This is a genomic window from Frankia sp. RB5, from assembly GCF_059816245.1.
In genome coordinates this window covers 50,245-76,220 of the sequence record NZ_JCBATA010000027.1, presented here as the reverse complement: position 1 = coordinate 76,220, position 25,976 = coordinate 50,245, and the positions used below count along the sequence as shown (strand labels likewise).

The 25,976-nt window shown below is 72.7% G+C and carries 21 protein-coding genes; 10 read left to right on the top strand and 11 right to left on the bottom strand.

What is annotated here, in order from left to right; translation table 11 throughout:
- Positions 1-43: 43 nt before the first annotated feature.
- The gene (locus AC6EXY_RS16520; RefSeq protein WP_101830027.1) at positions 44-4,213 is read left to right on the top strand and encodes an nSTAND1 domain-containing NTPase; all 4,170 of its coding nucleotides are present in this window, start codon (positions 44-46) and stop codon (positions 4,211-4,213) included.
- Positions 4,185-4,904: a hypothetical protein gene (locus AC6EXY_RS16515; RefSeq protein ID WP_499817994.1), complete on the top strand. Its 720-nt coding sequence runs from the start codon at positions 4,185-4,187 to the stop codon at positions 4,902-4,904. Before AC6EXY_RS16520 ends, AC6EXY_RS16515 begins: the two co-directional genes overlap by 29 nt.
- Positions 4,905-5,022: 118 nt before the next feature.
- Here the strand turns inward: AC6EXY_RS16515 and AC6EXY_RS16510 are convergent, their stop codons facing one another.
- Together AC6EXY_RS16510 and AC6EXY_RS16505 are read right to left on the bottom strand one after the other, a co-directional pair.
- Positions 5,023-6,174 carry a glycerophosphodiester phosphodiesterase gene (locus AC6EXY_RS16510; protein ID WP_499817993.1) on the bottom strand — a complete coding sequence of 384 codons (1,152 nt, stop codon included), beginning with the start codon at positions 6,172-6,174 and terminating at the stop codon, positions 5,023-5,025.
- A 243-nt stretch (positions 6,175-6,417) separates the two neighbouring features.
- Entirely contained in the window at positions 6,418-7,200 is a 783-nt protein-coding gene (locus tag AC6EXY_RS16505) for a hypothetical protein (RefSeq protein ID WP_101829684.1), read from the bottom strand.
- Positions 7,201-7,382: 182 nt separating this feature from the next.
- On the opposite strand from AC6EXY_RS16505, the gene AC6EXY_RS16500 reads away from it, so the two are divergent.
- Positions 7,383-8,177, top strand: coding sequence for an enoyl-CoA hydratase/isomerase family protein (locus tag AC6EXY_RS16500; RefSeq protein ID WP_207770098.1), 795 nt, complete (start codon positions 7,383-7,385; stop codon positions 8,175-8,177).
- Positions 8,178-8,294: 117 nt separating this feature from the next.
- Here AC6EXY_RS16500 and AC6EXY_RS16495 read toward each other — a convergent pair whose 3' ends face one another.
- The 5 genes from AC6EXY_RS16495 to AC6EXY_RS16475 form a co-directional block, all read right to left on the bottom strand.
- Positions 8,295-8,870: a MarR family winged helix-turn-helix transcriptional regulator gene (locus AC6EXY_RS16495; protein WP_341477163.1), complete on the bottom strand. Its 576-nt coding sequence runs from the start codon at positions 8,868-8,870 to the stop codon at positions 8,295-8,297.
- Positions 8,851-9,846 carry a class I SAM-dependent methyltransferase gene (locus AC6EXY_RS16490; RefSeq protein ID WP_101829683.1) on the bottom strand — a complete coding sequence of 332 codons (996 nt, stop codon included), beginning with the start codon at positions 9,844-9,846 and terminating at the stop codon, positions 8,851-8,853. Before AC6EXY_RS16490 ends, AC6EXY_RS16495 begins: the two co-directional genes overlap by 20 nt.
- Positions 9,847-10,083: 237 nt before the next feature.
- On the bottom strand, positions 10,084-10,518 hold the full coding sequence (locus AC6EXY_RS16485) for an NUDIX hydrolase (protein ID WP_101829682.1): 435 nt from the start codon (positions 10,516-10,518) through the stop codon (positions 10,084-10,086).
- A 53-nt stretch (positions 10,519-10,571) separates the two neighbouring features.
- Complete coding sequence (locus tag AC6EXY_RS16480; protein ID WP_133150533.1) at positions 10,572-10,811, bottom strand: hypothetical protein; 240 nt, start codon at positions 10,809-10,811, stop codon at positions 10,572-10,574.
- Between the two features lie 448 nt (positions 10,812-11,259).
- Complete coding sequence (locus AC6EXY_RS16475) at positions 11,260-12,681, bottom strand: WS/DGAT domain-containing protein (protein WP_243407059.1); 1,422 nt, start codon at positions 12,679-12,681, stop codon at positions 11,260-11,262.
- A 567-nt stretch (positions 12,682-13,248) separates the two neighbouring features.
- Between AC6EXY_RS16475 and lpdA the strand changes: the two genes are divergently transcribed.
- Positions 13,249-14,652 carry a dihydrolipoyl dehydrogenase gene (gene lpdA / locus AC6EXY_RS16470; RefSeq protein WP_101829679.1) on the top strand — a complete coding sequence of 468 codons (1,404 nt, stop codon included), beginning with the start codon at positions 13,249-13,251 and terminating at the stop codon, positions 14,650-14,652.
- A gap of 141 nt (positions 14,653-14,793) precedes the next feature.
- On the opposite strand, the gene AC6EXY_RS16465 is transcribed toward lpdA, so the two are convergent.
- Positions 14,794-15,330: a Zn-ribbon domain-containing OB-fold protein gene (locus tag AC6EXY_RS16465; RefSeq protein WP_101829678.1), complete on the bottom strand. Its 537-nt coding sequence runs from the start codon at positions 15,328-15,330 to the stop codon at positions 14,794-14,796.
- On the opposite strand from AC6EXY_RS16465, the gene AC6EXY_RS16460 reads away from it, so the two are divergent.
- Both AC6EXY_RS16460 and AC6EXY_RS16455 read left to right on the top strand, forming a co-directional pair.
- Complete coding sequence (locus AC6EXY_RS16460) at positions 15,329-15,901, top strand: hypothetical protein (RefSeq protein WP_499817992.1); 573 nt, start codon at positions 15,329-15,331, stop codon at positions 15,899-15,901. The genes AC6EXY_RS16465 and AC6EXY_RS16460 overlap by 2 nt on opposite strands.
- 588 nt (positions 15,902-16,489) lie before the next feature.
- Positions 16,490-16,891 (top strand): PPOX class F420-dependent oxidoreductase, encoded by a 402-nt coding sequence (locus AC6EXY_RS16455; protein WP_101829676.1) that lies wholly within the window; start codon positions 16,490-16,492, stop codon positions 16,889-16,891.
- A gap of 119 nt (positions 16,892-17,010) precedes the next feature.
- On the opposite strand, the gene AC6EXY_RS16450 is transcribed toward AC6EXY_RS16455, so the two are convergent.
- The 3 genes from AC6EXY_RS16450 to AC6EXY_RS16440 form a co-directional block, all read right to left on the bottom strand.
- The gene (locus tag AC6EXY_RS16450) at positions 17,011-17,742 is read right to left on the bottom strand and encodes a histone deacetylase (protein ID WP_243407058.1); all 732 of its coding nucleotides are present in this window, start codon (positions 17,740-17,742) and stop codon (positions 17,011-17,013) included.
- A 175-nt stretch (positions 17,743-17,917) separates the two neighbouring features.
- A complete protein-coding gene (locus AC6EXY_RS16445) occupies positions 17,918-19,822 on the bottom strand; it encodes an MFS transporter (RefSeq protein WP_101829675.1) in 1,905 nt (634 codons plus the stop codon).
- Positions 19,823-19,880: 58 nt separating this feature from the next.
- Complete coding sequence (locus AC6EXY_RS16440; RefSeq protein WP_243407057.1) at positions 19,881-20,375, bottom strand: MarR family winged helix-turn-helix transcriptional regulator; 495 nt, start codon at positions 20,373-20,375, stop codon at positions 19,881-19,883.
- Positions 20,376-20,590: 215 nt separating this feature from the next.
- Between AC6EXY_RS16440 and AC6EXY_RS16435 the strand changes: the two genes are divergently transcribed.
- From AC6EXY_RS16435 to AC6EXY_RS16420, 4 genes are all read left to right on the top strand, one after another.
- Positions 20,591-21,469, top strand: a complete 879-nt coding sequence (locus tag AC6EXY_RS16435) for a class II glutamine amidotransferase (protein WP_101829674.1) — start codon at positions 20,591-20,593, stop codon at positions 21,467-21,469.
- 229 nt (positions 21,470-21,698) lie between these two features.
- A complete protein-coding gene (nirB, locus tag AC6EXY_RS16430; RefSeq protein ID WP_499817991.1) occupies positions 21,699-24,386 on the top strand; it encodes a nitrite reductase large subunit NirB in 2,688 nt (895 codons plus the stop codon).
- The gene (nirD, locus tag AC6EXY_RS16425; protein ID WP_499817990.1) at positions 24,383-24,766 is read left to right on the top strand and encodes a nitrite reductase small subunit NirD; all 384 of its coding nucleotides are present in this window, start codon (positions 24,383-24,385) and stop codon (positions 24,764-24,766) included. The genes nirB and nirD overlap by 4 nt, the downstream gene beginning before the upstream one ends.
- The gene (locus AC6EXY_RS16420; RefSeq protein ID WP_499817989.1) at positions 24,763-25,932 is read left to right on the top strand and encodes a uroporphyrinogen-III synthase; all 1,170 of its coding nucleotides are present in this window, start codon (positions 24,763-24,765) and stop codon (positions 25,930-25,932) included. The genes nirD and AC6EXY_RS16420 overlap by 4 nt, the downstream gene beginning before the upstream one ends.
- The last annotated feature ends 44 nt before the right edge of the window (positions 25,933-25,976 follow it).

The following is a 25,976-nucleotide window of genomic DNA, read 5'->3' as shown; positions in this document are numbered from 1 at the left end:
GAACGGTGTGACGCCGCGTCGGAGAACTACCTGGAGCCGCACGATGGCCCGTATCTTCATCAGCCACGCCAATGTCGACGTCGAACTTGCCCGCGCTGTACGCACTCTCCTCGCCGACGATCACCATGACATTTTTCTCGACATCGATCCGAGTGATGGAATCACTCCCGGCGAGGACTGGGAGGAGTACCTCTACCGTCAACTCGAAGCCGCAGACGCCGTGTTGTGCATCGTGACCAAACACTATGTGGCGTCGAAGTGGTGTCACACCGAGGTGGCGATGGCCAAGGCGCGCGGAGTACGGGTAATTCCCATCCGAACCGCCGGGAGCAACGTCAGCCATCCGCTGCTCACGCCGTTCCAGTATTGGACCCTCGACGAGGACGACCCCGCCTCCGCCGCCCGGTTACTCGCGGCGCTTCGCCGGCTGAACCCCGGTCCGGGCAGCTGGAGCCGCGATCGTCTGCCCTACCCGGGGCTGAGTGCCTTCGACGGCAGCATGCGTGCGGTCTATTTCGGCCGGCAGCGGGAGACGGCGGATCTCGCCCGGAGCGTCCGTGCCCTGGGCGACCGACCCGCTGCCGGCCCGCTGCTGGTCGTCGGCCCGTCCGGCTGCGGGAAATCCTCGCTGGCCCTGGCGGGGCTCGCACCCGTCATGGCAGACGATCCAGCCTGGCACGTCATCGAGCCGTTTCGCCCCGGCAGCGCGCCGGTCGAATCGCTGTTGTCAGCGCTGACCGCCTCCGCGCGGGGGCTCGGGTTGCGGTGGACGACGGCGGACGTTCGCAGGGCTGTCGCCGGGCCGGGCTCCCTTCACGACGCGATGGACGAGATCCTCTCGGCCGCCGGTCCACCGTGCCGGCGACTCCTACTGATCGTCGATCAGTTGGAGGAGGTGTTCACCCTCACGGAGGAGAGCAGCCGGGAGGAGTTCTTCCGGATCGTGCGGACCGCGGCGCAGGGCCCGGTGAGGATCGTCGGGACCGTCCGTTCCGAGTATCTTCCGCGGTTCATGTCGCGGGAAAGGGATGAGGGCTGGGGACGCCGATCCTTTCCTGTCACCTTCCTGGGCCTCGAGCACCTTCCTGAGATCATCGAAAGTCCCGCTCATCTGGCAGGGCTTCGCGTCGAAAGCACCTTCGCGGCCCGGCTCGCCGCCGACATGCCCACCCCCGACTCCCTGCCGCTGCTTGCCTTCGCTCTCGAACGGGTCGCCGCCGCGACAGCGCCGGGCGGCGAACTGACCTACGCCCTGTATGCCGAACTGGGCGGCGTCCAGAGCGCTATCGGAAGGCAGGCCGGCAGTGCCTACGCGGAATCTCTGGAGATCGCCAGCGGCGACGGTACTCGTCGCCCCGCCTCCGACCGGGTCATCCGACTGCTGCTACGACTGGTCGACGTGGGTCCATCCGGGACCCTCACGCGGCGGTGGCTCGACCTCACGGACCTCGACGACACCGAGCGGCGATGTCTGCAGCCCTTCGTCGAACACCGCCTGCTGCAGATCGGCCCGCAGTCGGGGCGGGATCAGATCGGCGTCGCCCACGAGGCGTTCCTACGGTCCTGGAAGCCGCTCAGCGAGGCGATCGAGCAGCAGTGGGGCATTCTCACCGCCCGCAGCCGCCTCGAGCGGGCGGCCACGGACTGGGAGGAGAACGGACGCAGCCGCGCCTACCTGCTTGGGTACAACCGCACGGCGGTGATCCTCGCCACGCTCACGCCCTGTCCCACCGGTCCGCCCCGGACCTGGCGGACGCCACGTCGGTACCTGCCTTCGTCAGCCGTGGCGGTCCTGTCAGCGGCGAAGAATGGCGACCGGCCCGGCGAGGTACGAGGTCCGTCGCGGGAGTTCCTGCGCCACAGCGCACGTCGTGCCGCGGCACGACGGATCTCGATACTCACGGTCGCCCTGCTGACCAGCGCGGTACTCGCCGTGGTGACGTCGGTCGCCGTCCTGGCGCACCACGCAGCCGGTGATCGGCAGCGAGCATCGGTGGCGGCTCGGCTGACCAACCAGGCGGAGACCGTCGAAACGACGGATCCATTCCTGGCCCAGCGGCTGGCCCTCGCTGGTGCGCGCCTGCACCCCGGGGCGGCCACGACAGCGGCGCTTGTCGACGTCCTTTCCACCACCCGCGTCGCCCGGTTGGTCCACCGGGGTGGCACACAGATCTCCGCTCTCGCGACGCCCGCAGACCCGGCGGCCCGTCCGCTGCTGGCGTTCGGCGGCGTGTCCGGTGCCTTCCTGGTCGACCTCGCCAACCAGCGGTCGAACGTGCGGGCCCTACCCGGCCCCCGCGAGGTGACGGCGCTGGCGCTCACGCCGGACGGGCGCACGCTCGCGGTCGGCGCGAACGGCCACGGCCAGTCGGTCACGCTCTGGGATGTCTCCACTCCCCTGGCCCCACGCCCGCTCGGCCGACCGCTGGAGGCCACGGGCGACGTACGCAGTCTCGCGTTCGCGGCACACGGCCGGATACTGGCCGAGGGCGGGTCCGGGATGTCGGCCGGCCCGATGTTCTGGGACGTCGGCGACCCCGCCTCCCCTCGGGCGCTGCACGCACCAGGCCGCGGCGCGGGCTCGTTCTACGCGCTCACCGTGTCCGCCGACGGCCGGCTCATCGCCGCGGCGACCAGCGCGTTCGAGAGATCCTCGGGAACCGAACGGACCGAGGTGCACGTCTGGTCCGTCCCCGCGGGTACGGATCGCCTCGTCGACCGGTACACCCTGACCACACCGACCACCGACAGCGCCGGCCCGACCGTGCTGTCGGTGGCGTTCACCCCGTCCGGGCGTCAACTCGCGGCGAGTGACGTCAAAGGAGGCCTACGGAGGTGGCGACTCGACGGCGACCGGCCTGTCCCCCTGCGGCCGATTGACCTGGGCGCAGGATGGGCGCCGGTGGCCTTCTCCCCCGACGGTCGCACCATGGTCACGTCCGCCGGCTCGGACAGCCTCCGGTTGTGGGACCTGACTGACCTCGAGCACCCGAGCCAGGTGAGCGGTGCGCTGCAGGGGCATACCCTGCCGATTCGGGCGGTCTCCTTCACCCCGAACGGCTCGACGCTGGTGACCACCGGCGACGACGGGAAGGTCGTCGAGTGGGACCTGCTGGAGCGGGCGTCGACGCCGAGGATGATCGGCCACGCGTCGGCCAGGCCTGGCGACGGCTTCACCTGTCTCGCGGCGGACCGGGACGGCACGCTGCTCGCCGCCGGCGCCGCCGATGGCGGCTTCACGATCTGGCACCTGCGCGATCCTTCGTCGCCGCAGGCCCTTCCCACGAACCCCGGCCAGCCGGTGAGCTCCGGACAACTCAGCGCTGTGCACGCGATCGCCGTCTCCCCCAGCGGCGACCTGGTGGCGGTGGGCCGTGCCGACAACACCATCTCCCTGTGGCGGGCCAGGCCGGGCGAGCCCGTGCGGCAGGTGACGGGTCCGCTGCCGGGCTTCACCTCACCCGTGACGGCCCTCGGCTTCTCCGCTGACGGGCGACTGCTCGCCGGTGGCGGCGGCGACCGCACGGTGCGGGTGTGGGATGTCTCTGTCGCGGCCCGACCCCGACCGCTCGGCTCCCTCGCCGAACAGGTGCCGGTGACCTCCCTCGCATGGGCGCCGCACCAGAGTCTCCTGGCTGTCGGCGCAGGGGACGGGCAGATCCACCGCTGGTCTGTTCCCCTGTCGGGACCACCCCGGCTGCTGCCCGGTCCGCTGCGCAGCCAGGACGCTCGGCTCAACGCGGTGGCGTTCTCCGTCGACGGGAACGCGATCGCCGCAGGCAGTGACGATGGCGGTGTCTGGCTGTGGAACGTGTCCGGTCCCCGGCAGAGCCGTCTCGGCCGCCGCCTTAGCGGACCGAGCAGTCCCGTCAACTCCGTCGTGTTCTCGCCCGACGGCGCGACCGTCGCGGCCGGCAGCGACGACTTCAACGCCACGCTGTGGAACCTGACCGACCGGGCGGCCCCGGCGCTGCTTGGCCGCCCCCTGTCCGGCCCCCTTCGGCCCGTGGGATCCCTCGCCTACTCCGGCGATGGCCGCCTTCTCTACGGAGTCGGCGATGATCGAACACTGATGATCTGGGACGTCGAGGCGCTGAACAGACTACGGCGGGATCCAATCTCGTCGGCCTGCGCGCGAACAGGCGGCGGAATGACCCAGGAGGAATGGAAGGATCTGGTGCCCGATGCCCGCTATCGGCCAAGCTGCCGGTGAGAGACCGCGCCCGATCTTCTCCCCCGCCCGGATTCTGCTGATTCTCCTCCTGCTGGGGTGGTGCGCCGTCGGCTGCGCCACGACATCCGGCGACCCGCGCCGGCCCGTCGCGCCGCACCCCGACGTGGAGTGGCCACGCGACCGATCGATTCTCACCGGCGAGCAACCGCTGCGTGTCCGCCTCCCCGCCGGCGACCGTGGTCAGAGCGTGTCCTGGCAGGTGGACGACGGCCCGACCAGCCTCCTCGGACCGAGTCCGGAGGCTACCGATCTGCGAACCACGGTCACCGACGTGACCGGCTGGAATCGGCTCGGACGACACCTGCTGCGCTTCTACTTCACTCCACCCGGCCGGCCACCGATCCTGATCAAGACAGTTCCGGTCTACAGCACCCAAGTCCGGACCCGACTGCCGCCCTCTGCCAGGGCGAGTGAGCAGGCGGTCGAGGCGTGGCTGGAAGGAGTTCCCGCCGACCTCTACGCCGCCACGTGGCGTGTCGACGGCGGGCAGTTCAACGCCATGAGAACTGACACGGCCGGACACAAGACCTACACGATCGACACGGGCGGATGGAGCTGGCGAACGGCCGGGTACTACGCGGTGCGGATCGACATGACGGAGCGTGGTACCTCGCGCCAGATCGCGGGTCCGGCCCAGATCATTCTGTTCATCCCACCGAAACCCGAGTGATGGGCGCCAGCCGACCCGCCGTCAACCTGATCGGTGAGAGCCCGCGCCGCCGAATAATCCACGCCGCCCGGGCGTGCTCACGCCCGGTGACGTGCGGGTGGCGCGGCGCGCGGGAAAGTCAGGCGGTGGCGATCGAGACGCCCGAGGCGACCGTGCGCGCGAGAACGCCGATGTCGGCCATGTCGGTGAACAGGCCGTCGATGCCGGCCTTGAGGTAGGCGACCTGCTCATCGATGGCGCGGCCGTAGTCGTTCGGCGCGCTGCCGCGCTGGTAGTCCTTCGGCAGGAAGCTGTTCTCGGCGCGGAACGTGTACGGGTGCAGCAGCAGGCCGGCGGCGTGGGCGTCAGCGACCAGGGAGGTCGGCGTGCCGAGCGTGCCGTCGGACCTCGTCGGGATGACCTGCAGCTTGTCCGGGCCGATACCGTTCGCGTAGGCGGCGATGGCACGCAGGCCGGCGGGGGTGACGAGGTCGGCGTAGGTCCGCTTGTCGCCGGTGGTCACCAGGTCGAACGGCGCGCCGCTCGCCGACAGCAGTTGCACCGCCCGGGCGCGCAGGCCCAGCTTTCGCAGCTGGGCGAGGTTCGTCGTCTCGAAGGACTGCACGAACACGGGCGCGTCGGCGCGGTTGAGTCCGTAGCGGTTCAGCACGTCGAGCAGGCGCTGTTCCAGCGCCAGCCCGGCCTTCTGGAAGTAGGTGGGGTGCTTGGTCTCCGGGTAGACGCCGATCTCGCGGCCGAGCTCCTTCGACAGTCGCGCCCGCAGGTCGAGCACCTCGGTGAGCGTCGGGATCTGGAACAGCCCGTCGTAGAGGGTGTTGCGCTGGCGGACCTGGGGCAGGCGCTCCCTGGCGCGCAGCGTCCTGAGCTCCGCCAGGGTGAAGTCCTCGGTGAACCAACCGGTCGTGGAGGTCCCGTCGAGCGAGACGGTCTTCTTGCGGCCGGCGAACTCGGGGTGGTCGGCGACGTTCGTCGTCCCCCCGATCTCCGGCTCGTGCCGGCAGACGAGCACCCCGTCCTTCGTGGGCACCAGATCGGGTTCGATGAAGTCCGCGCCGAGGCGAGCGCCGAGTTCGTAGGAGGCCAGGGTGTGCTCGGGCCGGTAGCCGGCGGCGCCCCGATGCCCGATCACCAGCGTGCCGCGACGTCGCCCCTGCTCACCTGCCACCGCGGTGGCGGCCGAGGCGGGCCCGGCGGCGGCGACCGAAGCGGCGAGTGGCGCCGAGGCGAGCGGCGTGGCGACGATTCCCGTGAGCACACGGCGGCGATCCACGAGTCCTCCACACGCGCTGGACGCCGACCGTCGCCGCCCGCGCGTCAGACCAGCCAAGCGGGATCAGATGGCGCGGCGGCGGACCGCGCCTTACCCGTCGCGCACAGCCAGGCCACCACTGTGTGAACGCACTGGTCACTGGCGTGGCCTGGCTGGGGCGAGGTCAGCGTCGCGCACAGGTCCCGCCGCGCTCCCCCCGCCGTCGTGACGAGGCCGTGTCGCGCCCGTGCCGCGGCCGGCGGCTCAGGCGAGGCCGTCGGGCGTGACCCAGTCGGGGGCGACGCGCTGGCCGTCGACGGTGAGGGTGTAGGCACCTTCCTCGTCGAGCTGGGTGACAAGGAGGGCGAGCAAGGTCTGCACCCGCGAGAGGCGCTCGCTGGCGGCGGCCGCCGGGGAGACCAGTGCCGCGGCGAAGGCGTCGAACCATCGAGCGAACAGCTCGTCGTAATGCTGGTCGAAGTAGGCGAAGCCGACGCATTCGTGGGCGGTGCCGTCCGGGCCGCGCATCAGCTCGCCGATGGCGCGCTGCTCCTCGCGCCACACCATGAACCGCGACGAGTGGAACGTGTCGACGCGGTCGTAGACGTCGCTGTTGAAAGCTCCGCCGATGTCTGCGAGCAGCGCGGCGACGAGGCGTGTGTCGTCGGCGCTTTCGAAACGCAGCAGCGCGAGCCGGGAGTAAAGGATTTCCAACGTGCCGAAGTACCGGGCCACGCAGAACAGCGTTCCGCGCACGGCGAGCTGGCTGCGGCGCTCGGTGGACTTCAGATACGCGAGGAACTTCGCCTTGCGGATGTTGTGAATGCGCGCGCCGAGGTCGAACGCGGCGACGAGCAGCGGCTCCCGGTAGCGGTCGAGCTCGGCCTTGGCGGTGGAGCGCTTCTCGCTGTCCCGCGCGGAACGTTCCAGCTCGTAGCGCACGCGCTCCAGCTCGACGCCCTGGCGATGCGTCCACAGCGACGCGCCGACGGACACGGCGACGCCGGCGGCCGACGAGATCAGGGCGGCGATAATCCCGGCGTCCACGCAGGCCCCCGTCCACGCACTGGTTCCACATTGTTCGCAGATGATCCGTGTCTGTCACAGTATCGCCGGTGGCAGGACTCGCCGTAACCTTCGCGAGGATGACCGGCGGGTGACCGCTTCTGCGCGCTGGTCCGCCGGTGCCGGCGGGCGCGCTGGGGCATCGATGGCCGAAACGAGCGGGAGTGGAGGGCGTCGTGGCCGAACGGCAGCCGGGTGCGGTGACGCTGCGCCGCGAGGGGGCGGTGGCGGTGGTGACGCTCGACCGGCCGGCGGCGCACAACGCCTTCACCGTCGCGATGCTCCGGCGCCTCGAGGAACTCGTCGCCGAGGTCGCCGCGGACGATGACCTGCACGTCCTCGTCCTCACCGGCGCCGGCACGCGAGCCTTCTGCGCCGGCGCCGACCTCGGCGAGCTGATCCCCCAGATGACCGCCGGCGCCCTCGATGTCGGCCTGCCGGATCCGACACGGCGGTTCTTCAGCGAGTTCGTCAAGCCGATCGTGGCGGCCGTCAACGGCGCGTGTCTGGCCGGCGGGCTGGAGCTGCTGCTCGGCACGGACCTGCGGGTCGCCGCCGAGCATGCCGTGTTCGGACTGCCGGAGGTGCGCTGGGGCATCGTCCCCGGCGGCGGGTCGCATGTGCGGCTGCCCCAGCAGATCGGCTGGCCGGCGGCCATGCGGCTGCTGCTCACCGGTGAGCCGGTGGACGCGGCCGAGGCGCTGCGCATGGGGCTCGTCGGCGAGGTCGTCGCCGCGGAGCGCGTGCTGCCGCGGGCGATGGAGCTCGCCGCGACGATCGCCGGCAACGCGCCCGTCGCGGTGCGCACCGCCAAGGAGATCGCCATGCGGGCGCTGGCGAACGAGCCACGCTTTGCCCTTGAGCACGCCCTGACCGCGCGGGTCCTCGCCACTCGTGATGCCCGGGAAGGGCCGGCCGCCTTCCTCGAGAAGCGCCCCCCACGTTACGAGAACCGCTGACACCCATCGCCCCCACACCCGCCATGCCACGCCACCGCCGCCGAGCGACCCGCCGACGTGGCCAGCCAGCGCACCAGCCGCTGCCGCCGGGACGTCGCCGTCGGGTCGGCGGCGCCGTCAGGTCGGGTCGGGTCCGCCGCTGCGACGGCGCGGCGGGACGAAGCGTCCGGCGCCGGCCGGGTCGACGGCGGCGAGCACACGGCGGCCGATCTCCCGCAGCTGGCGCTGCTGGGCGCCGTTGAGCGGGTCGAACACCAGGCGGCGGACGGCGTCGACGTGACCGGGCGCGGTGGCGACGACCTTCGCCCAGCCGTCCTCGGTGAGGATCGCGAGCGTGTAGCGGCCGTCCACCGGGTCGGGCATACGGCGCACCCAGCCTCGCTTCTCCAGTCGGCTGGCCACCTGCGACAGGCGGGGCAGCGAGCCCTCGGTGAACGCGGCGAGATCGCTCATCCGCAGCGTGTGTTCGTCGGCCATGGAGAGTCCGGCGAGGACCTGGTACTCGAAGTGGCTGATCCCGGCGTCGCGCTGCAGCTGCGCGTCCAGGGCCGCCGGCAGCCTGATCAGGACACCGACGAGCGCGAGCCATGTCTCCTGCTCGGCGGCGTCGAGCCAGCGGGGTTGTGGCGGGGGCGGCGCGTCCATCTGCCTGAGGATAGGTGCGACGCCCGCCTCACCCGCCCAGGTGGTCACCCGCCTGCCCGTCCTCGGCGGGTCCGCCCGTCGCCTCGGATCGAGCGTCGTCGGCGACGAGGACGCGGCCGTTGCGCAACGAGCGGCGGTGCCGGATCGGGGTGGCGAGCGCTCCGGCGAGCGTAAGCAGCGAATCGTCCTGACAGACCTCGAAGCCGCGCGCGACCACCGCGCGGCGCATGGCCCGAGCCGTCCACCCCGACCGGTTCGGCTCACGGCCCATCGGGCTCGTCACGCCGGCGAGCCGGCCCACCACCGCCGCCGACCACCGTCCGAGCATCGCCGACAATGACGGCGTGTGGTAATGCACGATCAGCCGACTGCCGGGCGCGGACTGGTCCGCGATGACCTGCAGCGTCCGGGTCACCTCGGCGCGTGTCAGGTAGGGCACGACCCCTTCCCAGATCCACGCCGTCGGCAGGGCGCGCCGATGGCCTGCGGCGGCGAGCGCGGCGGCCAGGTCGTCCCGGCTGAAGTCGACGGCCACATAGGTCGGCAACGTGCCGCTGCGCGACGTGTCCCCCGGGGCAGCACCAGGGCGCCGGCCGGCCGCGGCCAGGTGGCGCGCCCGGTCCCGCTTGTCCCGCTGGGACGCGGGATGGTCCACCTCGAAGACGGCCGCGCCGGCGAGTTCGGGCATCCGCCAGACCCGTCCGTCCAGGCCGGCGCCGAGGATCACCAGCTGGACGGCGGGGGCGGGACGGGCCAGCGCCTCGCGCAGGGCGTCGTCGATGGCGACGGTGCGCGGCGCCATCACCTCACCGCAGGCGCTGACCATCTCGAATGTCAGCCGCGGACCCCAGCTCGCCGGGGCGACGCCGGCGCGGGCCTCCTCGACGACGGCCCGCTCGTCCGGCCGCAGCAGCGCCGCGGCCGTGGGATCGTCGAACCGGCCCGGAGCGAAACGGCCCTGGGCGACGGCACGCCCCTGGCAGACGAGTACCGCCGTGCGGCTGGCGCCGCCCTGTCCGCCCATGGGCCGATGGCCATGTCCCCGTGACCGGCCAATGGCGGACCACCATGCGCGCATCGGACCCCTCTCGCCGCGAATGCCGGCCGGCCCCCACGTCGTATCGTCGCAGCAGGCCGCCGACCTGGCGCGGCGACGGGGCGCGGGGTCGCGCTCGGAGACGCCTCGGGCACACCGTGTCGCATCGACGGCGCCGGTCGCGCGTCGCGACGGGACGGGACACCTGACCGAGGCCGTCGCGGCTCAGCCGACCGCGGCCAGCAGCCCGGCGAGGCCCCTCGGATAGAGCGGCACCCCGTCGCGGGCGATGTCGGTCGGCGAACGCCAGCTCACCCGGCTGCCCTCGTCGAGCACGACGCCGACGTCGTCGCGCTGGTAGAGCGCCGGATCGGCGAGGGCCGCTCCGAAGACGAACACGATCTCGTGGCAGGGTCGGCCGGCACCGTCGAAGACGTCCTCCAGAACGCCGAGCAGGCGCACCTGCTCCAGTTCGACGGCCAGCTCCTCGCGCAGCTCCCGGCGCACCGCGGCGACGGCCCGCTCACCGAACTCGATGCCGCCGCCGAGCGGGCGGAAGAACCGTTCACCGGTCGGCTCCACCCCTTCGGCGACGAGCAGGTCCCGGCCGCGGCGAACGGCGGCCAGCGCGACGGGACGGACACGCGCGGTGGAGGGCACGGGACAGGACGATAGCCGTATCGGGTCATCGATCGGTGCCGAACGGACGACCGTCAGCCGTGCTCGACATCACCCGCGGTGTCGGGCGGGCGGCGCGCGTAGTCGCCGGCGGCGACCATCGTCAGACCGCAGACCACCCCGAAGGTGATCACGATGACACGGGCGACGACTGCGTCGAACGGGCCGCCGAGGGCGTCGAAGATCCGCACGATCGCGTTGCCGACGAAGGCCCCGAGCACGCAGCGGATCGCGAGTCGCCACGCCACGGAGGCCATGCCCCGGTGTCGGGTCACGGCTGCCGTCCTCCCGCACCACGTCCGCGCTCATCCACGTCCGGTCCCTCCTCTCGGCCAGGGCGACGGACCGACCCACGCTGGTTGCCGCCTCGTCCGGGGGGCGTGTCGCTGGCGTGCCCTCGCCGTGCCGGGCCGCCGTCCGTCCCACGACGCCCTGTCGCGGGGACCGGCACACCAGCTCGACAGGCCGCCTCGGCACGGGCGCTCGACACGCCAGCCGGCACGGAAAGACTGGTGTCTGGAACGCGCCCGGCCGGGGAGCCACAGGTACTCTGCGCGCGACCCAGGCCTGGTGCCAGGGAGGGTCCCACCTGGTTCCGCTGGAACTGGCCTCGCCACCAGGGGCGGCCGTACGCCGGCGGCCGCGCACGGTCGCCCCTGGAAGCGCCCGCACCCCGCGGCTACCGCTGGAGTGCGGACGGCACCTGGCCGGCTCGAAGGGCGCCTACCGCGCCCGGACCGCCCGGCGGCGCTGTGCTGGCACCTGCACCGTGGCCGGTGCCAGCCGTTCGAACTCGTCGAGCTCCGCGAGCCACAGCCCGGCGAGCCGGTCGTGGTTCGGCACGCTGGCGCTGGCCGCGAAGGTGATCCCGACCCGGTCGCCGACGCCGAACAGCGCCACCGACAGGTGCTGGCGGCCGACGAGCAGCGGCCCGGTTCCGATCAGCTCGGTGACCGCCCGGCCGGCGACCCGCAGCGGTCCGCCGATGGTGCGGGCGTTGGTCGCCACCATCGCGAGTTCCCGGGTGCGCCCGCCGAAGCTCGCCGCGTAGGACAACATCCGCGGGGTCGCTCGGGCCGCGACGGCGGGAAAGTGGTGGTGCTCGACCACGCCGATGCCGCTGTCCTTGAGCCGGCTGGTGACCGCCGCGATCCGCGCCAGGCGCCGCGCCGCGTCCGGCTCTCCGCAGGGCAGCGCCACGCGGACGCCGGAGGTGTGGTTGGACAGCACGTTCTGGTCGGCGGCGACGCGGATGCTGACCGGCATCAGCGCGTGCACCGGCCGGGCGTCCTCGCGCCACTCGTACTCCGACCACGAGCGCACCGCGCCGGCGAGCGCGGCCAGGTAGACGTCGTTGACGGAGGCGCCGTGGCGCCGCGCGATGTCCCGGATCCGGCCGAGCTCCGTGGTGACCCAGGTGTGGCGGGCCGGGCCGGTCGGCGGGCCGCCCCAGGCGTCGAGTACGCGGGTCGGGGACAGCACGGCGAGCCCGCGGCTGACGAAACGCAGGTAGTCGACGGGCCGCGGGCGGCGGATGACGGCGGGCAGGCCGATGTCCGGGGTGTCGTCGCCGCCGAACAGCAGGTGCAGGGAGCGGTAGAGCGCCGCGCCGTCCTGGGCGATGTGGCTGGTGCGGTAGACCACGGCCGATCCGGAGCTCGCGCCGTCGCGCAGCAGGTAGAGCATCCAGGGCTGCCGTTCCATGTCGATCGGCCGGGTGGCGATCACGTCGAGGGCGGCGCGGACGCGCCGGTCACCGGCGTCGTCGACGCGTCCCAGCCGCAGGGCGTCGTCGGCCGTCGGCAGGTCGAGGGCGACGACGTGCGCGTCGACGTCCATGTCCGGCTGGGAGACCCACGAGGCCTCCGATCGGGTCACCCGCCGCTCCGCCGCACGGACGGTGATGGTCTCCAGGCGTTCGGTGAGAATCCGGGCGCGGGGGTGAGCCAGCCGCTCGGAGACGTGCGCGCGCAGGTCGGCGAGCTCGACGGGGCCGTCGAGGAACAGCACCGCGCCGACGTCCTGGAACTCACCGGGATTGAGCCGGTGGAAGGCGAGGTAGGCGCGGTCTCCCGCGGTGAGCGGCCGGGCGAACGCCCGACTGGCGGACGGACTGGCCTGCGGGGCGGTTTCGAGAAGCGTCATCACGCGCGCCCCCGGCCCGTCGTGGGGCAGTGGGCGCAGGTCCCGAAATCGCGGTGAACAATGCTAGCAGAACGGCGCGGCGATGCGCCGTGCATACCTGTACCCATGTACCTGTATAGCCGCGGGCCGTTACTCCCGGCGCGAGGCGTGTCGCACATCTCCGCGCGCATGGCACAAAAGTCCGGCGCATTGTTCTCCATGTGGCGCCGGCCGGCGAGAACCCGCAGGTAAATGGCGTTTTCCGAGCGGCAGGGAGACGGTGGCACGAAAAGGCGGGGACGCTACCACCGCCGGGTGACTCCGGAAATGTTTCCCTTTTCTATACCGGTGGTATCCGGCGGGAAGGGCGACGGACGGAGCCCCCAGCGCGGCTTCGAGGCCTTCTCCCAGCTCCCGCCGCACGACGGGGAACCCTGGCGGGCGCCTCGCACGTCCAGGCCGACGCGACCGGACGGCCCCGGCGCCGGGGCGGCCTGGGCGGCTCCGGCGGCCAGGGGACGCGGACTGTGACCGATCGCCCGGCAACCTGGGAGTCGGCAGGACCCGGCGGATCGTTAGGGTGTTGATGTGACCGAACATTTCGACGTGGTGGTGCTCGGCGCCGGGCCGGGCGGATACGTGGCCGCGATCCGAGCCGCGCAGCTCGGCCTGTCCACGGCCGTGGTGGAGGAGAAGTACTGGGGTGGGGTGTGCCTCAACGTGGGCTGCATCCCGTCGAAGGCGCTGCTACGCAACGCGGAGCTCGTGCACACCCTGACGCACGAGGCCAAGACGTTCGGCATCGGCATCGACGGTGAGCTCACCTTCGACTACGGCGAGGCGTTCCGCCGGTCCCGCAAGGTCGCGGACGGCCGGGTCAAGGGCGTCCACTTCCTCATGAAGAAGAACAAGATCACCGAGTTCGACGGGCGCGGCACGTTCGTCGACGACCACACCCTGTCGGTCGCCACCTCGGACGGCGCGACGAAGACGGTGACCTTCGACCACTGCATCATCGCGGCCGGGGCGACCCCGCGGCTGCTGCCCGGCACGTCGCTGTCGGAGCGGGTCGTCACCTACGAGCAGCAGATCCTCGCCGACGAGCTGCCGCGCAGCATCGTCATCGCGGGCGCCGGCGCGATCGGCGTCGAGTTCGCGTACGTGCTGAACAACTACGGCGTCGACGTCACCATCGTCGAGTTCCTCGACCGGATGGTCCCGCTGGAGGACGCCGAGGTCTCCGCGGAGCTGGCCAAGCACTACAAGAAGGCCGGCGTGAAGGTCCTCACCTCGACCCGCGTCGACGGCATCGACGACTCGGGTGACCTCGTGCGCGTCACCGTCACCGGCAAGGACGGCACGTCGCAGGTGCTGGAGACCGAGAAGGTTCTGCAGGCCATCGGCTTCGGCCCGAACGTCACCGGCTACGGCCTGGAGACCACCGGGGTGGCTCTCACCGAGCGCGGCGCGATCGACGTCGACGAGTACTGCCGGACGAGCGTGCCGCACATCTTCGCGATCGGCGACGTGACGGCCAAACTCATGCTCGCGCACGCCGCCGAGGCGATGGGCATCATCGCCGCGGAGACGATCGGCGACGCCGAGACGTACCCGATCGAGTACGTCATGGTCCCGCGGGCGACGTACTGCCAGCCGCAGATCGCGAGCTTCGGCTATACCGAGGCGCAGGCCCGTGACAAGGGCTTCGACGTGAAGGTCGCCAAGTTCCCGTTCATGGCGAACGGCAAGGCGCACGGCATCGGCGAGACCGCCGGCTTCGTGAAGATCATCGCGGACGCGAAGTACGGGGAGCTACTCGGCGCCCACCTGATCGGCCCGGACGTCACCGAGCAGCTGCCGCAGCTCACCCTCGCCCAGCGCTGGGACCTCACGGTGAACGAACTGGCCCGCAACGTCCACGCCCACCCGACCCTCGGCGAAGCCGTCAAGGAAGCCATCCACGGCCTCGCCGGCCACATGATCAACTTCTGATTCACGACACCCCGCTCGGCCCCGCCGGCTTCCACTGGCCGGGCCGACTCACGCAGGGCGCCCGGCCGTCACGGCGGGCGCCCTGCGTCGTCGAGGTGGACGTTCTACCGCTGCCGCACAGCCCGACCGCGACGCGGCGGATCAGTCGGCGCCGGCGGCGGCCATCGCGGGCGCGGGGGAACGGAACACCACGGTGGGGGCGCCGGTGCCGGGACGCAGGTCCAGGGCTGCCTGGACCTGCTGCCCGACCGTCACCTCGGCCGGCGTGAGCCCGTCGAGCCGCCCGGCGACGCGGATCCCCTCCTCCAGGTTCACCAATGCGAGCACGGCGGGCCGCCGACCGGACGGGCGCCGGCCGGCGAACGCCCGCACCGCCGGCGGACGCACCACGAGGAAGCTGTCCACGACACCGGAACCGGTCGCCGGCTCCACACTGATCATCCCGGCGCAGCGCGCACACCGCTGCGCACCGGGCTCGTTCCACGCGGCACACTCCTGGCACCGGGCCAGGACGAACCGCCCCTCCCGCGCCGCCGCCCACAGCGCCGCCTCGTCCGCGTCGTCGATCTCGGCCCGCCAGCCGTCCCACGCCGTCCACCGCGCGCAGCCCGCTCCCGCTCTCCAGGCCCCCGCCGCGGACACCGCCAGCGAGGGTGCCTGCGACGGCGATGCCGCCATGCGAGATGCCGACGTCGACTCCGCCCCCGTCGAAGCCGACGAAGCCGACGAGGCCGACGAGGCCGACGAGGCCGACGAGGCCGACGAGGCCGACGAGGCCGACGCGAGCGAGAGCGCCGACTGGGAGCCCGAAGCGGATCGCGCCGAGGGCAACAGCGCCGGACGGGCCGGCAGCTCGGACGGACGCGCCGACCTCGTGGACCACCAGCCCGACATCGCCGGCCAGCGCCCGGCCCTCGTGACCTTTCCGGCCGACCTCACCGACTGTTCGGTCGATCTGGCTGACCTCTCGGCCGCCCTGCGCACGGCCCGACCGAACCCGCCGGACGTCCGGGGTGCGGCGGGCGCCATCGCGGGCAGCGGCGATGGCGGCAGGGGCAGATCGGTCCGCACCGCGACCACGGTCCGAGTCGCCGTGTCCGAAGTCACATACCCTGAGACAGGCTTGGACCCGCCGATGGGCGCTGCGCCGGACACGGCCGCGCAGGGGCGTGTGGCCGGCAACGGCGGGGCCGCGGCCACCACCCGCCGACCCACCTGGGGATCGGTGGGCGCGAGGACGCGCACATGAGCCTGACCACTGATCATTTGATCCACACCCACCCTTCGCGGCGACACTCCCCTCTCCAGGACAACACCGATAGACAATGCATGCGGGCGTTCTCCCAACAACGGGCCGACTTCGCCGCGCACCGCCCCCACCTTCACCGAACTTCCCCCAAGATCATCAGAATTCCACCGCCGACCGGTATGCGTCCGCCTACCCCCTGCGGACGCGATCACACGTCGGCGCACCTCTCCTATACCGGACACTGGTGGACACCGCCAGCCAGGAGACCCCCACGGCCACAGATCGGGCGCCGCGCCCCAACACGCCCCCGTGAGCAGGACGTCCACCGCCCCCTCTGGCAGTACGCGGCCCGGCACCACGCCCCGCGCGGGCCACGGCGCAGGATGATCCGCGCGATGGTGCCACCATCGCGCATCGCTCCGCCCGCACGGCCCATTTAGATGATCTTGAAGTCGGCGGACGTCAACACCATTGATTATCTTGGCGTGACGGATCGCACCGCCCGTTGACCTCACGTCGACTTCAGCTTCTACGCTCGGGGCGCCCCAGTCGACCACGACGAACACCGTCATCGCAAAGGATGTCCCCATGGTCTTCACCCCGGCTGAACTCGCGTACCTACGCGCCCAGCGCCTCGGCCGGCTCGCCACGCTGGCACCGGACGGCACCCTGCAGAACAGCCCGGTCGGCCACGCCGTCGACGACGCCACCGGCGTCATCAGCATCTACGGCTACAACCTCGGCGCGACCCGCAAGTTCCACAACATCGCCGCCAACGGCCAGGTCGCCTACGTCGTCGACGACATCGCCGCACTGGACCCGTGGACGGTGCGCGGCGTGGAGATCCGCGGCACCGCCGAGGCCCTGCGCGACCAGCCCCCGCCCTCCCCGGTCATGAGCCCGGAGGTCATCCGCATCCACCCCCGCCGCATCATCAGCTGGAACCTCGGTCCCGACAACGCGCAAGGATCCCGGCGCACCGTCGACTGATCATGATCGTCGCGGCCGTCATCGCGCGGCGGTCGCGGCAGCGTCCCGACAGCCTCAGGCCGCATACCTCGACAACCGACCTGGCTACGGCTGGCGCCGGCACGTCCTGTGCCGGTCGGTCAGCTGGTGATGAGGCGCTCGACGTCGTGCTGGTGCCAGGTGCCGGTGGCGCCGGGGCGGGTGGCGAGGTACTCGGCGATGCGGCGGGGCGACCAGCCGTGCGCCTCGCGCAGGCCGGTGGCGAGCATGGCGAGGTAGGCCGTCGAGGGTGCGTTGGGCGCGACATCCGCCATCGCCCAGGGGGCGGTGAAGGTCAGCACGGGCACGCCGGCGCGGTGGCCGACGAGCACCAGCGTCTCGTACCGGCCGGGGCCGAGCTCGGCGCGCCCGGTGCGCAGCACGGTCGTCAGGTCCAGGTCGACGCCCGGCGGACGGTGCATCTCCTGGGCGGCGACGTCCGCGAACTGGGACGCCGTCAGCAGATACGCGCGCCCGGGTACCTCGCCGGGCACCGCCGGGTCGTAGTAGGCGACGCCGCCGGTCCACAGCCTCGATTCGGTGGCAAAGTACATGGCGCCCGGCAACACCACCGGAGAGGCGAGTCGAGGCGGGCGCGGATCCCGGCAGCCGGGGTGGCGGTGGGCGCTGCCCGGCGGGACTCCCCCGGCCAGGTAACACGTCAGCCGGGCGAGCCGCATGTTCGAGCCGTAGCTGGCGTACCAGACCTGCTCCGCGGGTCCGCGCCGAACGCTCCGCGCGGCGGGAATCTCACCGCGCGGGATTGCGGGCTCCGTGCGAGGATGCGGCACCGGCGCGGGCAGGACCTCCCGAACGCGGAGGACCTCGCGCATCGCCACCCCCTCCGGGCCATCCCCCGTCGATCACGGGGCGTGACGTCACGCTACGCCGATGTCCGTCGGCGACGGGTCGACTCGGCCGTATCGAGCCCGCGGCTCCAGCACGCCGCCGCCGACCGGACACGGCGATCCGCCCGGACACGGCGATCCGTCCGGACACGGCGATCCGTCAGGACACGGAGGATGGTCCGGACGCAGAGGTGGCGAGTGGGGCAGCGTCGACGGCGGCGCCTGCCGCGCGGCCGGCGGGGACGGCGTCGGGTTCGGCGACGGCCGGGTTGACGATAACGATGTTGCTGTCGGTGTGACGCCACAGTTCGCGCGTGGCACTGGCGTCCATGAGGGCGGCGAGTCCGCCGTGGGAAGGCGTGCCGACGACGATCGTGCGCGCGGCGCCGGCGCGGGCGTGCTCGGCCAGCAGCCGACCGACGGCGCCATGGTCGGCGGCGTAGGGCAGCACGTGCCCCACCGCCCGCACGCCCATGGCCCGCAGCCGCTCCACCTGCTGGCGGACCAGCGTCTGCGCTCCGTCGGTCGCAACCGTCACGGCCCCGACGGGAACTGGGGCGCCGCCTGGTACGGCACTCGTACCGGTGCCGGGCTCGCCGGGCCCGGCGGCGTCGATCTCGATGGCGGCGTCATTGACGGTGGCGGTGTCGATGTCGATGGCGGTGTCAGGGCCGATCGCCACCTCGCGGACGTGCACCACGTCCACCGTCGCCCCGCGCAGGCCAGCGAGACGACCGGCGGCGGCCGTGACCCGCTCGGCAACCCCCGGGCCCCCGCCGACGGCCGCGACGATGGTCCCGGCCGGGACCACGTCCCCGGTGGGCTGCCGGACCACGTCGGCGGCGGGGCTGGCGGAGTCCGCGACCGGCCCGGTGGCCTGGGCCTGCTCCGTGTCGCGCAGCAGGCCGTGGGCGGTGGCCAGGATGGCGATGCCGAGCGCCACGACTCCCGCGCCCAGGTAGAAGGGAACGTGCACGTTGAAGGCGTCGACGAGCTTGCCGGCGACGTACGGAGCGAGGCCGCCGCCGACGAAGCGTACGAATCCGTAGGCGGAGGAGGCGATGGGCCGCTCGACGGGGGCGACGCTCATCACCGCCTGGGTGGTGAGCGTGTTGTTCACACCGATGAACACGCCGGTAACGATGACCGCGGCGATCAGCACGGGGCGGTGCGTGGTCCACAGGGCGATGACGAGCAGGACGGCGGCGAACAGAGCGAGGTTGAGGTAGAGGGTGCGGGCGAGCCCGAGCCGTGCCTGCAGTCGCGGCGCACCGAACACCGCGAAGATCGCGACGAGGACGCCCCAGCCGGTGAACACCAGGCCGAGCTGGATGGCGCTCAGCCGCATCGGGAACGGGGCGTAGCCGAGCATGGTGAAGAAGCCCCAGTTGTAGCAGAGCGCGGTCAGCGACAGGGTCAGCAGCCCACGGTGGCGCAGCGCCCGCAGCGGCTCGCTGATCCCGGTGCGCCGGGCCGGGAGCGGTGCCGGCTCGACGAGCACCACCGTCGCCAGCAGCGCGATCGCCATCAGCACGGCGACGCCGTAGAACGGGCCGCGCCAGCTCACCTCGCCGAGTACCCCGCCGAGCAGCGGCCCGCAGGCGATGCCGACCCCGAGCGCCGACTCGTACAGCACGATCGCGCCGGCGAACCCGCCGCTCGCCGACGCGACGATCACCGCCAGCGATGTCGCGATGAACAGTGCGTTCCCGACGCCCCAGCCGGCCCGGAAGCCGACGATCTGGCCGATGCTGCCCGCCGAGCCGGCCAGCGCGCTGAACACGACGATGACGGCGAGGCCCACGATCATCGTCCGCTTCGCCCCGATCCGGCTGGAGATCCAGCCGACGACGAGCATCGCCAGCGCCGTGATCACCAGGTAGCTGGTGAACAGCAGCGTCACCTGGCTCGGGGTGGCGTCCAGCTTCGCCGAGATGGCGGGGAGCACCGGGTCGACCAGCCCAATGCCCATGAACGACACGACGCAGGCGAAGGCCACCGCGAACACGGCCCTCGGCTGTCGGAACGGGCTCACGGTCGACCCGTGCGCGGCGGCGGCGTTCATCTGGCGGCTCCCTACCCACCCACCTTCGGTGGTGCTGATCCTGTCGTTCGGCGCTGATCTACGCGGGCGGCGTGACGGGGTGGCCCCGCTCGGCGCGCCCGGCCTGGGTCGCCGGGCGCTCGGCGCCGGAGGCGAGTTCGACCAGGGCGTCAAGGGCGGGCAAAGCGGCCATCAGCGAGGCACGCTCGGCCAGGTCCAGCGCCCGCAGCAGGTCGGCGACCCGCTCGGCCCGGCGCGCCCGCCGCTCGGCGAGCATGCGCCGCCCCTCGTCGGTGATGTGCACGAGCACCACGCGCCCGTCGCCCGGATCGGCGGCCCGCCCGACGAGACCCGCGTCGGCAAGCCGGCCGACGAGCTGGGTCATCGCCGGCTGGGTGACGCCCTCGCGCGCGGCGAGGGCGGTCAGCCGGTGCGGGCCTAGGCGGTCCAGCGTCGACAGCGTGGCCACGGCGACGAGGGACAGGTCGCTGGGCTGACCGAGGTGGCGCACCAGCCGGGCGAGCCGCTCGAACGTGGCCCCTACCTGCGCGGCGAGGTCCGGAGTCGGGTCCACAACAGGAGCCGCTGGCCCTCGAGACGTATCCATCACAGGCTTATATTACTCACTAATGTTCTTTGCGTGCCATCCCCCACCGCCGACGCCTTCGCGGGCATGCGCCGTGGCCGTCCGGGACGCCGTCCCGCGGCGACAGTACCGCCGGCCGACGCGACACGTTGGATACTTCACGTGAGGATGACGGGACATGCCGCAGAGGAAGGTCGCGACCGATGTGCCGACTGTTCGCGCTCACCGGGGCCCCGCGACGGACCCGCGCCACGTTCTGGCTGCTCGACGCGCCGGACAGCCTGGACGAGCAGAGCCACCGCAACCCGGACGGCACGGGCCTGGGCTTCTTCGGCGGCGACGGTCGACCAGAGCTGTTCCGCCAGCCGATCGCCGCGTGGGAGGACCGCCGCTTCGCCGCCGAGGCGCGCGAGGCTCGGGCCACCACGTTCGTCGCCCACGTCCGGCACGCCTCCACCGGCGCGGTCACGGCGCGCAACACCCATCCGTTTCTGCAGGCCGGACGGCTGTTCGCGCACAACGGTGTCGTCGAGGGCCTCGACGCGCTCGACGAGCACCTCGGCGACGCGCGGTCGCTCGTCGCCGGCGACACCGACTCGGAGCGACTGTTCGCCCTGGTCACCCGTGAGATCGAGGCGGCGGGCGGCGACGTGGCCGCCGGGATCACCGCCGCCGTCCGCTGGGTGGCCACGCATCTGCCCGTCTACAGCATCAACATGGTCCTCATCACGGCGGACGATTTGTGGGCGCTGCGCTACCCGGAGACGAACGAACTGCACCTGCTCGAACGCCCGGCCGGCGGTCAGCACGGCGCACGGCCGCTGCATCATGCCGACGCCGCCGGCGCCACCCGCGTCCACGCGGCGGACCTGGCGGGCTCCCCCGCCGTGGTCGTGGCCAGCGAGCCGATGGACGAGCATCCCGGCTGGCGCCCGCTGGCCAGCGGCGAACTCGTCCACGTCGCGGCGGGCTGCGCCGTCACGTCCACGCGTGTGCTGGCGGATCCGCCGGCGCACCTGCTGACCCTCGCGGATCTGCGCCCGACCGCCGCCGCCTCCCAGCGGCAGACCGACCGCACCTGACCCCACACACCCGGTGGCGCGACATCGGGACCAGGGCATCCGAAATCCCGATGAAACATCGCCGTGACAGGGCGCGCGGGACGACGGCGGCGCACAGCGATCGGGCGCGCGCGGTGAGATCGACTTTGCGGGGCGTTAACGTCCGCGAGCGTTCCGGATAACAGGTGCTGGCGACGATGGCTGCGGGGTCAGGCCAGTCGAGGCGATCCGGGCGAAACGAGGTGTCGACATGCGGACGGAAACCCGCGGACGGCTGGTGGTCATCGGCAACGGGATGGTCGGGCAGCGGTTCGTCGAGGCGCTGCGCGAGCGGGACGTCGACCGGCGCTGGCAGGTCACCGTGTTCGGCGAGGAGTCCCGCCGCGCCTACGACCGGGTGGCGCTGTCGTCCTACTTCGACGGCGCCACCGCGGCCGACCTCGACCTCGTGCCCGATGGCTGCTACGACGACCGCGACTACGCCCTGCGCCTGGGCGAGACGGTCGTCGCCCTCGATCGCGCGGCCCGCACCGTCACCACCGACGCGGGACGCACCGTCGGCTACGACGCCCTGGTGCTCGCGACGGGCTCCGCCCCGTTCGTCCCACCGGTGCCCGGCGCCGACCTGCCCGGCTGCTTCGTCTACCGGACCCTCGACGACCTGGACGCCATCCGCGCCGCCGCCGAGCGCGCCACCGCCCGTGCCGACACGGCCGAGCGGTCCCCGACGGGACTGGTGGTCGGCGGCGGGCTGCTCGGACTGGAGGCCGCGCGGGCACTGCGGCTGCTCGGGCTCGCCGTGCACGTCGTCGAGATGGCGCCGCGACTCATGCCCCTGCAGGTCGACGACGGCGGCGGGGCGCTGCTGCGCCGCCTCGTCGAGGGACTCGGCGTCACCGTGCACCTCGGCACCTACGCGGCCTCGGTCACCGCCCCGCCCGCCGACGAGGCCGCGTCACCGGGGCGGGAGATGTCGGTCGTGCTCGGCAGCGGGACCGAGCTGGCGGCGGACATGGTGGTGTTCGCCGCCGGGGTACGGGCCCGTGACCAGATCGCCCGGGACGCGGGGCTCGAGGTCGGCGCGCGCGGCGGGGTGGTCGTCGACGCCGGTTGCCGGACGGCCGATCCGGCGGTGTACGCGATCGGCGAGTGCGCCTGCGTCGACGGGCGGGTCTATGGGCTGGTCGCGCCGGGCTACACGATGGCCACGGTGCTCGCGGACCGGCTCGTCGGCGGTGAGGCCGCGTTCGGCGCGGCGGACACCGCGACGAAGCTGAAGCTGCTCGGTGTCGACGTGGCGAGTTTCGGGGACGCGCTGGCCAGCGCCGACGGGGCGCTGGAGGTCACCGTCAACGACCCGGTCGCCGGCGCCTACGCCAAACTCGTCGTCTCCGACGACGCCCGAACGCTGCTCGGCGGTGTGCTCGTCGGCGACGCGTCGAAGTACGCGGCGTTGCGGCCGCTGGTGGGGCGGCCGCTGCCCGGCGACCCGCTGGCGATGCTCGCGCCCACCGGCGCGGGCGGCGGGGCCGGCATCGGCGTGGGGTCGCTGCCGCCGGATGCGATGATCTGCTCCTGCCACGCGGTGACCCGCGGGGCGATCGACACGGCGATCGCGGACGAGGGCCTCACCACGGTCGGCGACGTCAAGGCCTGCACCCGGGCGGGCACGGGCTGCGGGTCATGCGTGCCGATGCTGCGCACGCTGCTGGCCGAGGGCGGGGTGGCCGTCAGCCGGGCGCTGTGCGAGCACTTCGACGTCCCCCGCGCCGAGCTGGCCGAGATCGTCCGCACCGAGGGCATCACGACGTTCAGCGAACTCATCGCCGCGCACGGCCGCGGCCGCGGCTGCGACATCTGCAAGCCCGCCGTGGCGTCGATCCTCGCGAGTTTCGCGGGCGGCCACATCCTCGACGGCGAGCAGGCCGCCCTGCAGGACACCAACGACACGTTCCTCGCGAACATCCAGCGCAACGGCACCTACTCGGTGGTGCCGCGGGTCCCCGGCGGGGAGATCACCCCGGCGAAGCTGATCGCGATCGGCGAGGTGGCCCGGGACTTCGACCTCTACACCAAGATCACCGGTGGGCAGCGCATCGATCTGCTGGGCGCCCGGGTCGAGCAGCTGCCGGCGATCTGGCGGCGCCTCGTCGACGCCGGCTTCGAATCCGGCCACGCCTACGGCAAGGCGCTGCGCACGGTGAAGTCGTGCGTCGGGTCGACCTGGTGCCGCTACGGCGTCGGCGACTCGGTGGCGCTGGCCATCGAGCTGGAGCTGCGCTACCGGGGCCTGCGTGCCCCCCACAAGATCAAGGCCGGGGTGTCGGGCTGCGCCCGGGAGTGCGCCGAGGCGCAGGGCAAGGACATCGGCGTGATCGCCACCGAGCACGGCTGGAACCTCTACGTCGGCGGCAACGGCGGCTTCCGGCCCCGCCACGCCGACCTGCTGCTCACCGACGTGGACACGCCGACGCTGATCCGCACCATCGACCGTTTCCTCATGTTCTACGTCCGCACCGCCGACCGCCTGCAGCGCACCGCCGGCTGGGTCGAGTCCCTCGCGACCCCCGCCGACCGTCCCACCGTGGGCACCGGCGGCACCGGCGGCACCGAGGCCGACTGGGACGCGCCGCTCGACGGCCTCGCCTACCTGCGCGCGGTGCTCGTGGACGACGTGCTCGGTATCGCCGGAGAACTCGACGCGGCGATGGAACGCCACGTCGCCGACTACGCTGACGAGTGGGCGGCCGTGCTCGACGACCCGGAGCGGCTGCGGCGCTTCGTCTCGTTCGTCAACGCGCCGGACACCCCCGATCCGAGCATCTCGTTCGTCACCGAACGCGACCAGCCGCGGCCGGTCCTGCTGCCCCTGCCGACCCGCCGCGCCGTTCCCGCCGCCCGCGTGCCCACCGACGTCGCCCTGGAGCCAATCCGATGACCACGTCCACGCCGCCCATCCCGACGACGCCGACGCAGGCCGGGCCGGACATCGAGCCGGCGTGGACCGCGGTCTGCCGCTACGAGGAGCTGCCGCCCGAGCGTGGGGTCGCCGCACTGGTCGGCGGGACGCAGGTCGCGCTGTTCCGCGCGTATGACGGACGTCTCTACGCGATCGGCAACCAGGACCCGTTCACGGGAGCCTGGGTACTGTCGCGGGGCATCGTCGGAACGCGGGGACCGCGACCCACCGTCGCCTCTCCGTTGCACAAGCAGGTCTTCGACCTGGGTACCGGGGAATGCCTGGATGAGGAGGGTGTGGCGGTGCCCGTGTACGAGATCCGCGAGAGGGCGGGAACGGTCGAGGTGAAGGTGGCGTGAGCGACGAGCGCGGGTCGGCGGGGTCCGTCGAGCCGCTGGCTGGCTACTCGGTCGGGATCACGGCGGCGCGCCGGCGGGAGGAGTTCGGCGCGGCGCTCGCCCGGCGCGGGGCGCGGGTCGCCTACGGCCCGGCGATCCGGATCGTGCCGCTGGCCGACGACTCGCAGCTGCGGCACGCGACCGAGCGCTGCCTCGCCGCGCCACTGGACATCGCGGTGGCCACCACCGGCATCGGCTTTCGCGGCTGGATGGACGCCGCCGACGTCTGGAACCTCGCCGAGCCGCTGCACAAGGCGCTCGAGTCCGCCGTGCTGCTCGCCCGCGGCCCCAAGGTGCGCGGGGCGATTCGCGCCAGCGGGCTGCGGGAGGCCTGGTCGCCGGCGTCGGAGTCGTCCAACGAGGTGCTGGAGCACCTCATCGACCAGCACGACCTGCGCGGGCGCCGCGTCGCCGTCCAGCTGCACGGCGAGCCGCTGCCCGACCTGGTCGAGGCGCTGCGCCTCGCCGGCGCGGACGTGATCGAGGTGCCGGTCTACCGGTGGATCGCGCCGGAGGATCCCGCACCGCTGCGCCGGCTGATCGACGCCGTCGCCACGACCGAGCTCGACGCGGTGGCGTTCACCAGCGCGCCGGCGGCGATCAGCTTCCTGCGGGCCGCCGACGAGCAGGGGCTGCGCGAGGCCGTGCACGAGGCACTGCTCGGGCCCGTGGTCGCTGCCTGCGTGGGCCCGGTGACCGCGGGGCCGTTGCAGGCCGAGGGCATCCCCGTGATCCAGCCGCCGCGGGCCCGCCTCGGCGCACTGGTCCGCGAGATCGTCGAACAGGTGCCGCGCCGCCGCGGCCAGCTGCTGCCAGTGGCGGGCCACCGGCTCGACATCCGCGGGCAGGCCGCCGTCGTCGGTACGAACGTCGTGCCGCTGAGCCGCGCGGCGATGGCGCTGCTGCGCCGCCTCGCCGAACGCCCCGGCCACGTCGTCACCCGCCGTGAACTCCTGCCGCCGGGAGGTGGCGACGAGCACGCGGTCGAGGTCGCGGTCGGCCGGCTGCGCGGCGCTCTCGGCGACCCGCGGATCATCCAGACCGTCGCCAAGCGCGGCTACCGCCTCGCGTTCGATCCCGAACGCGGCGCTGACGACCGCCCCGACGCCGCCGACTGGCGCTACTGATCCCACGGTCGGACCCGACCTCGCGCCTGGTTCGCTACCTGGCC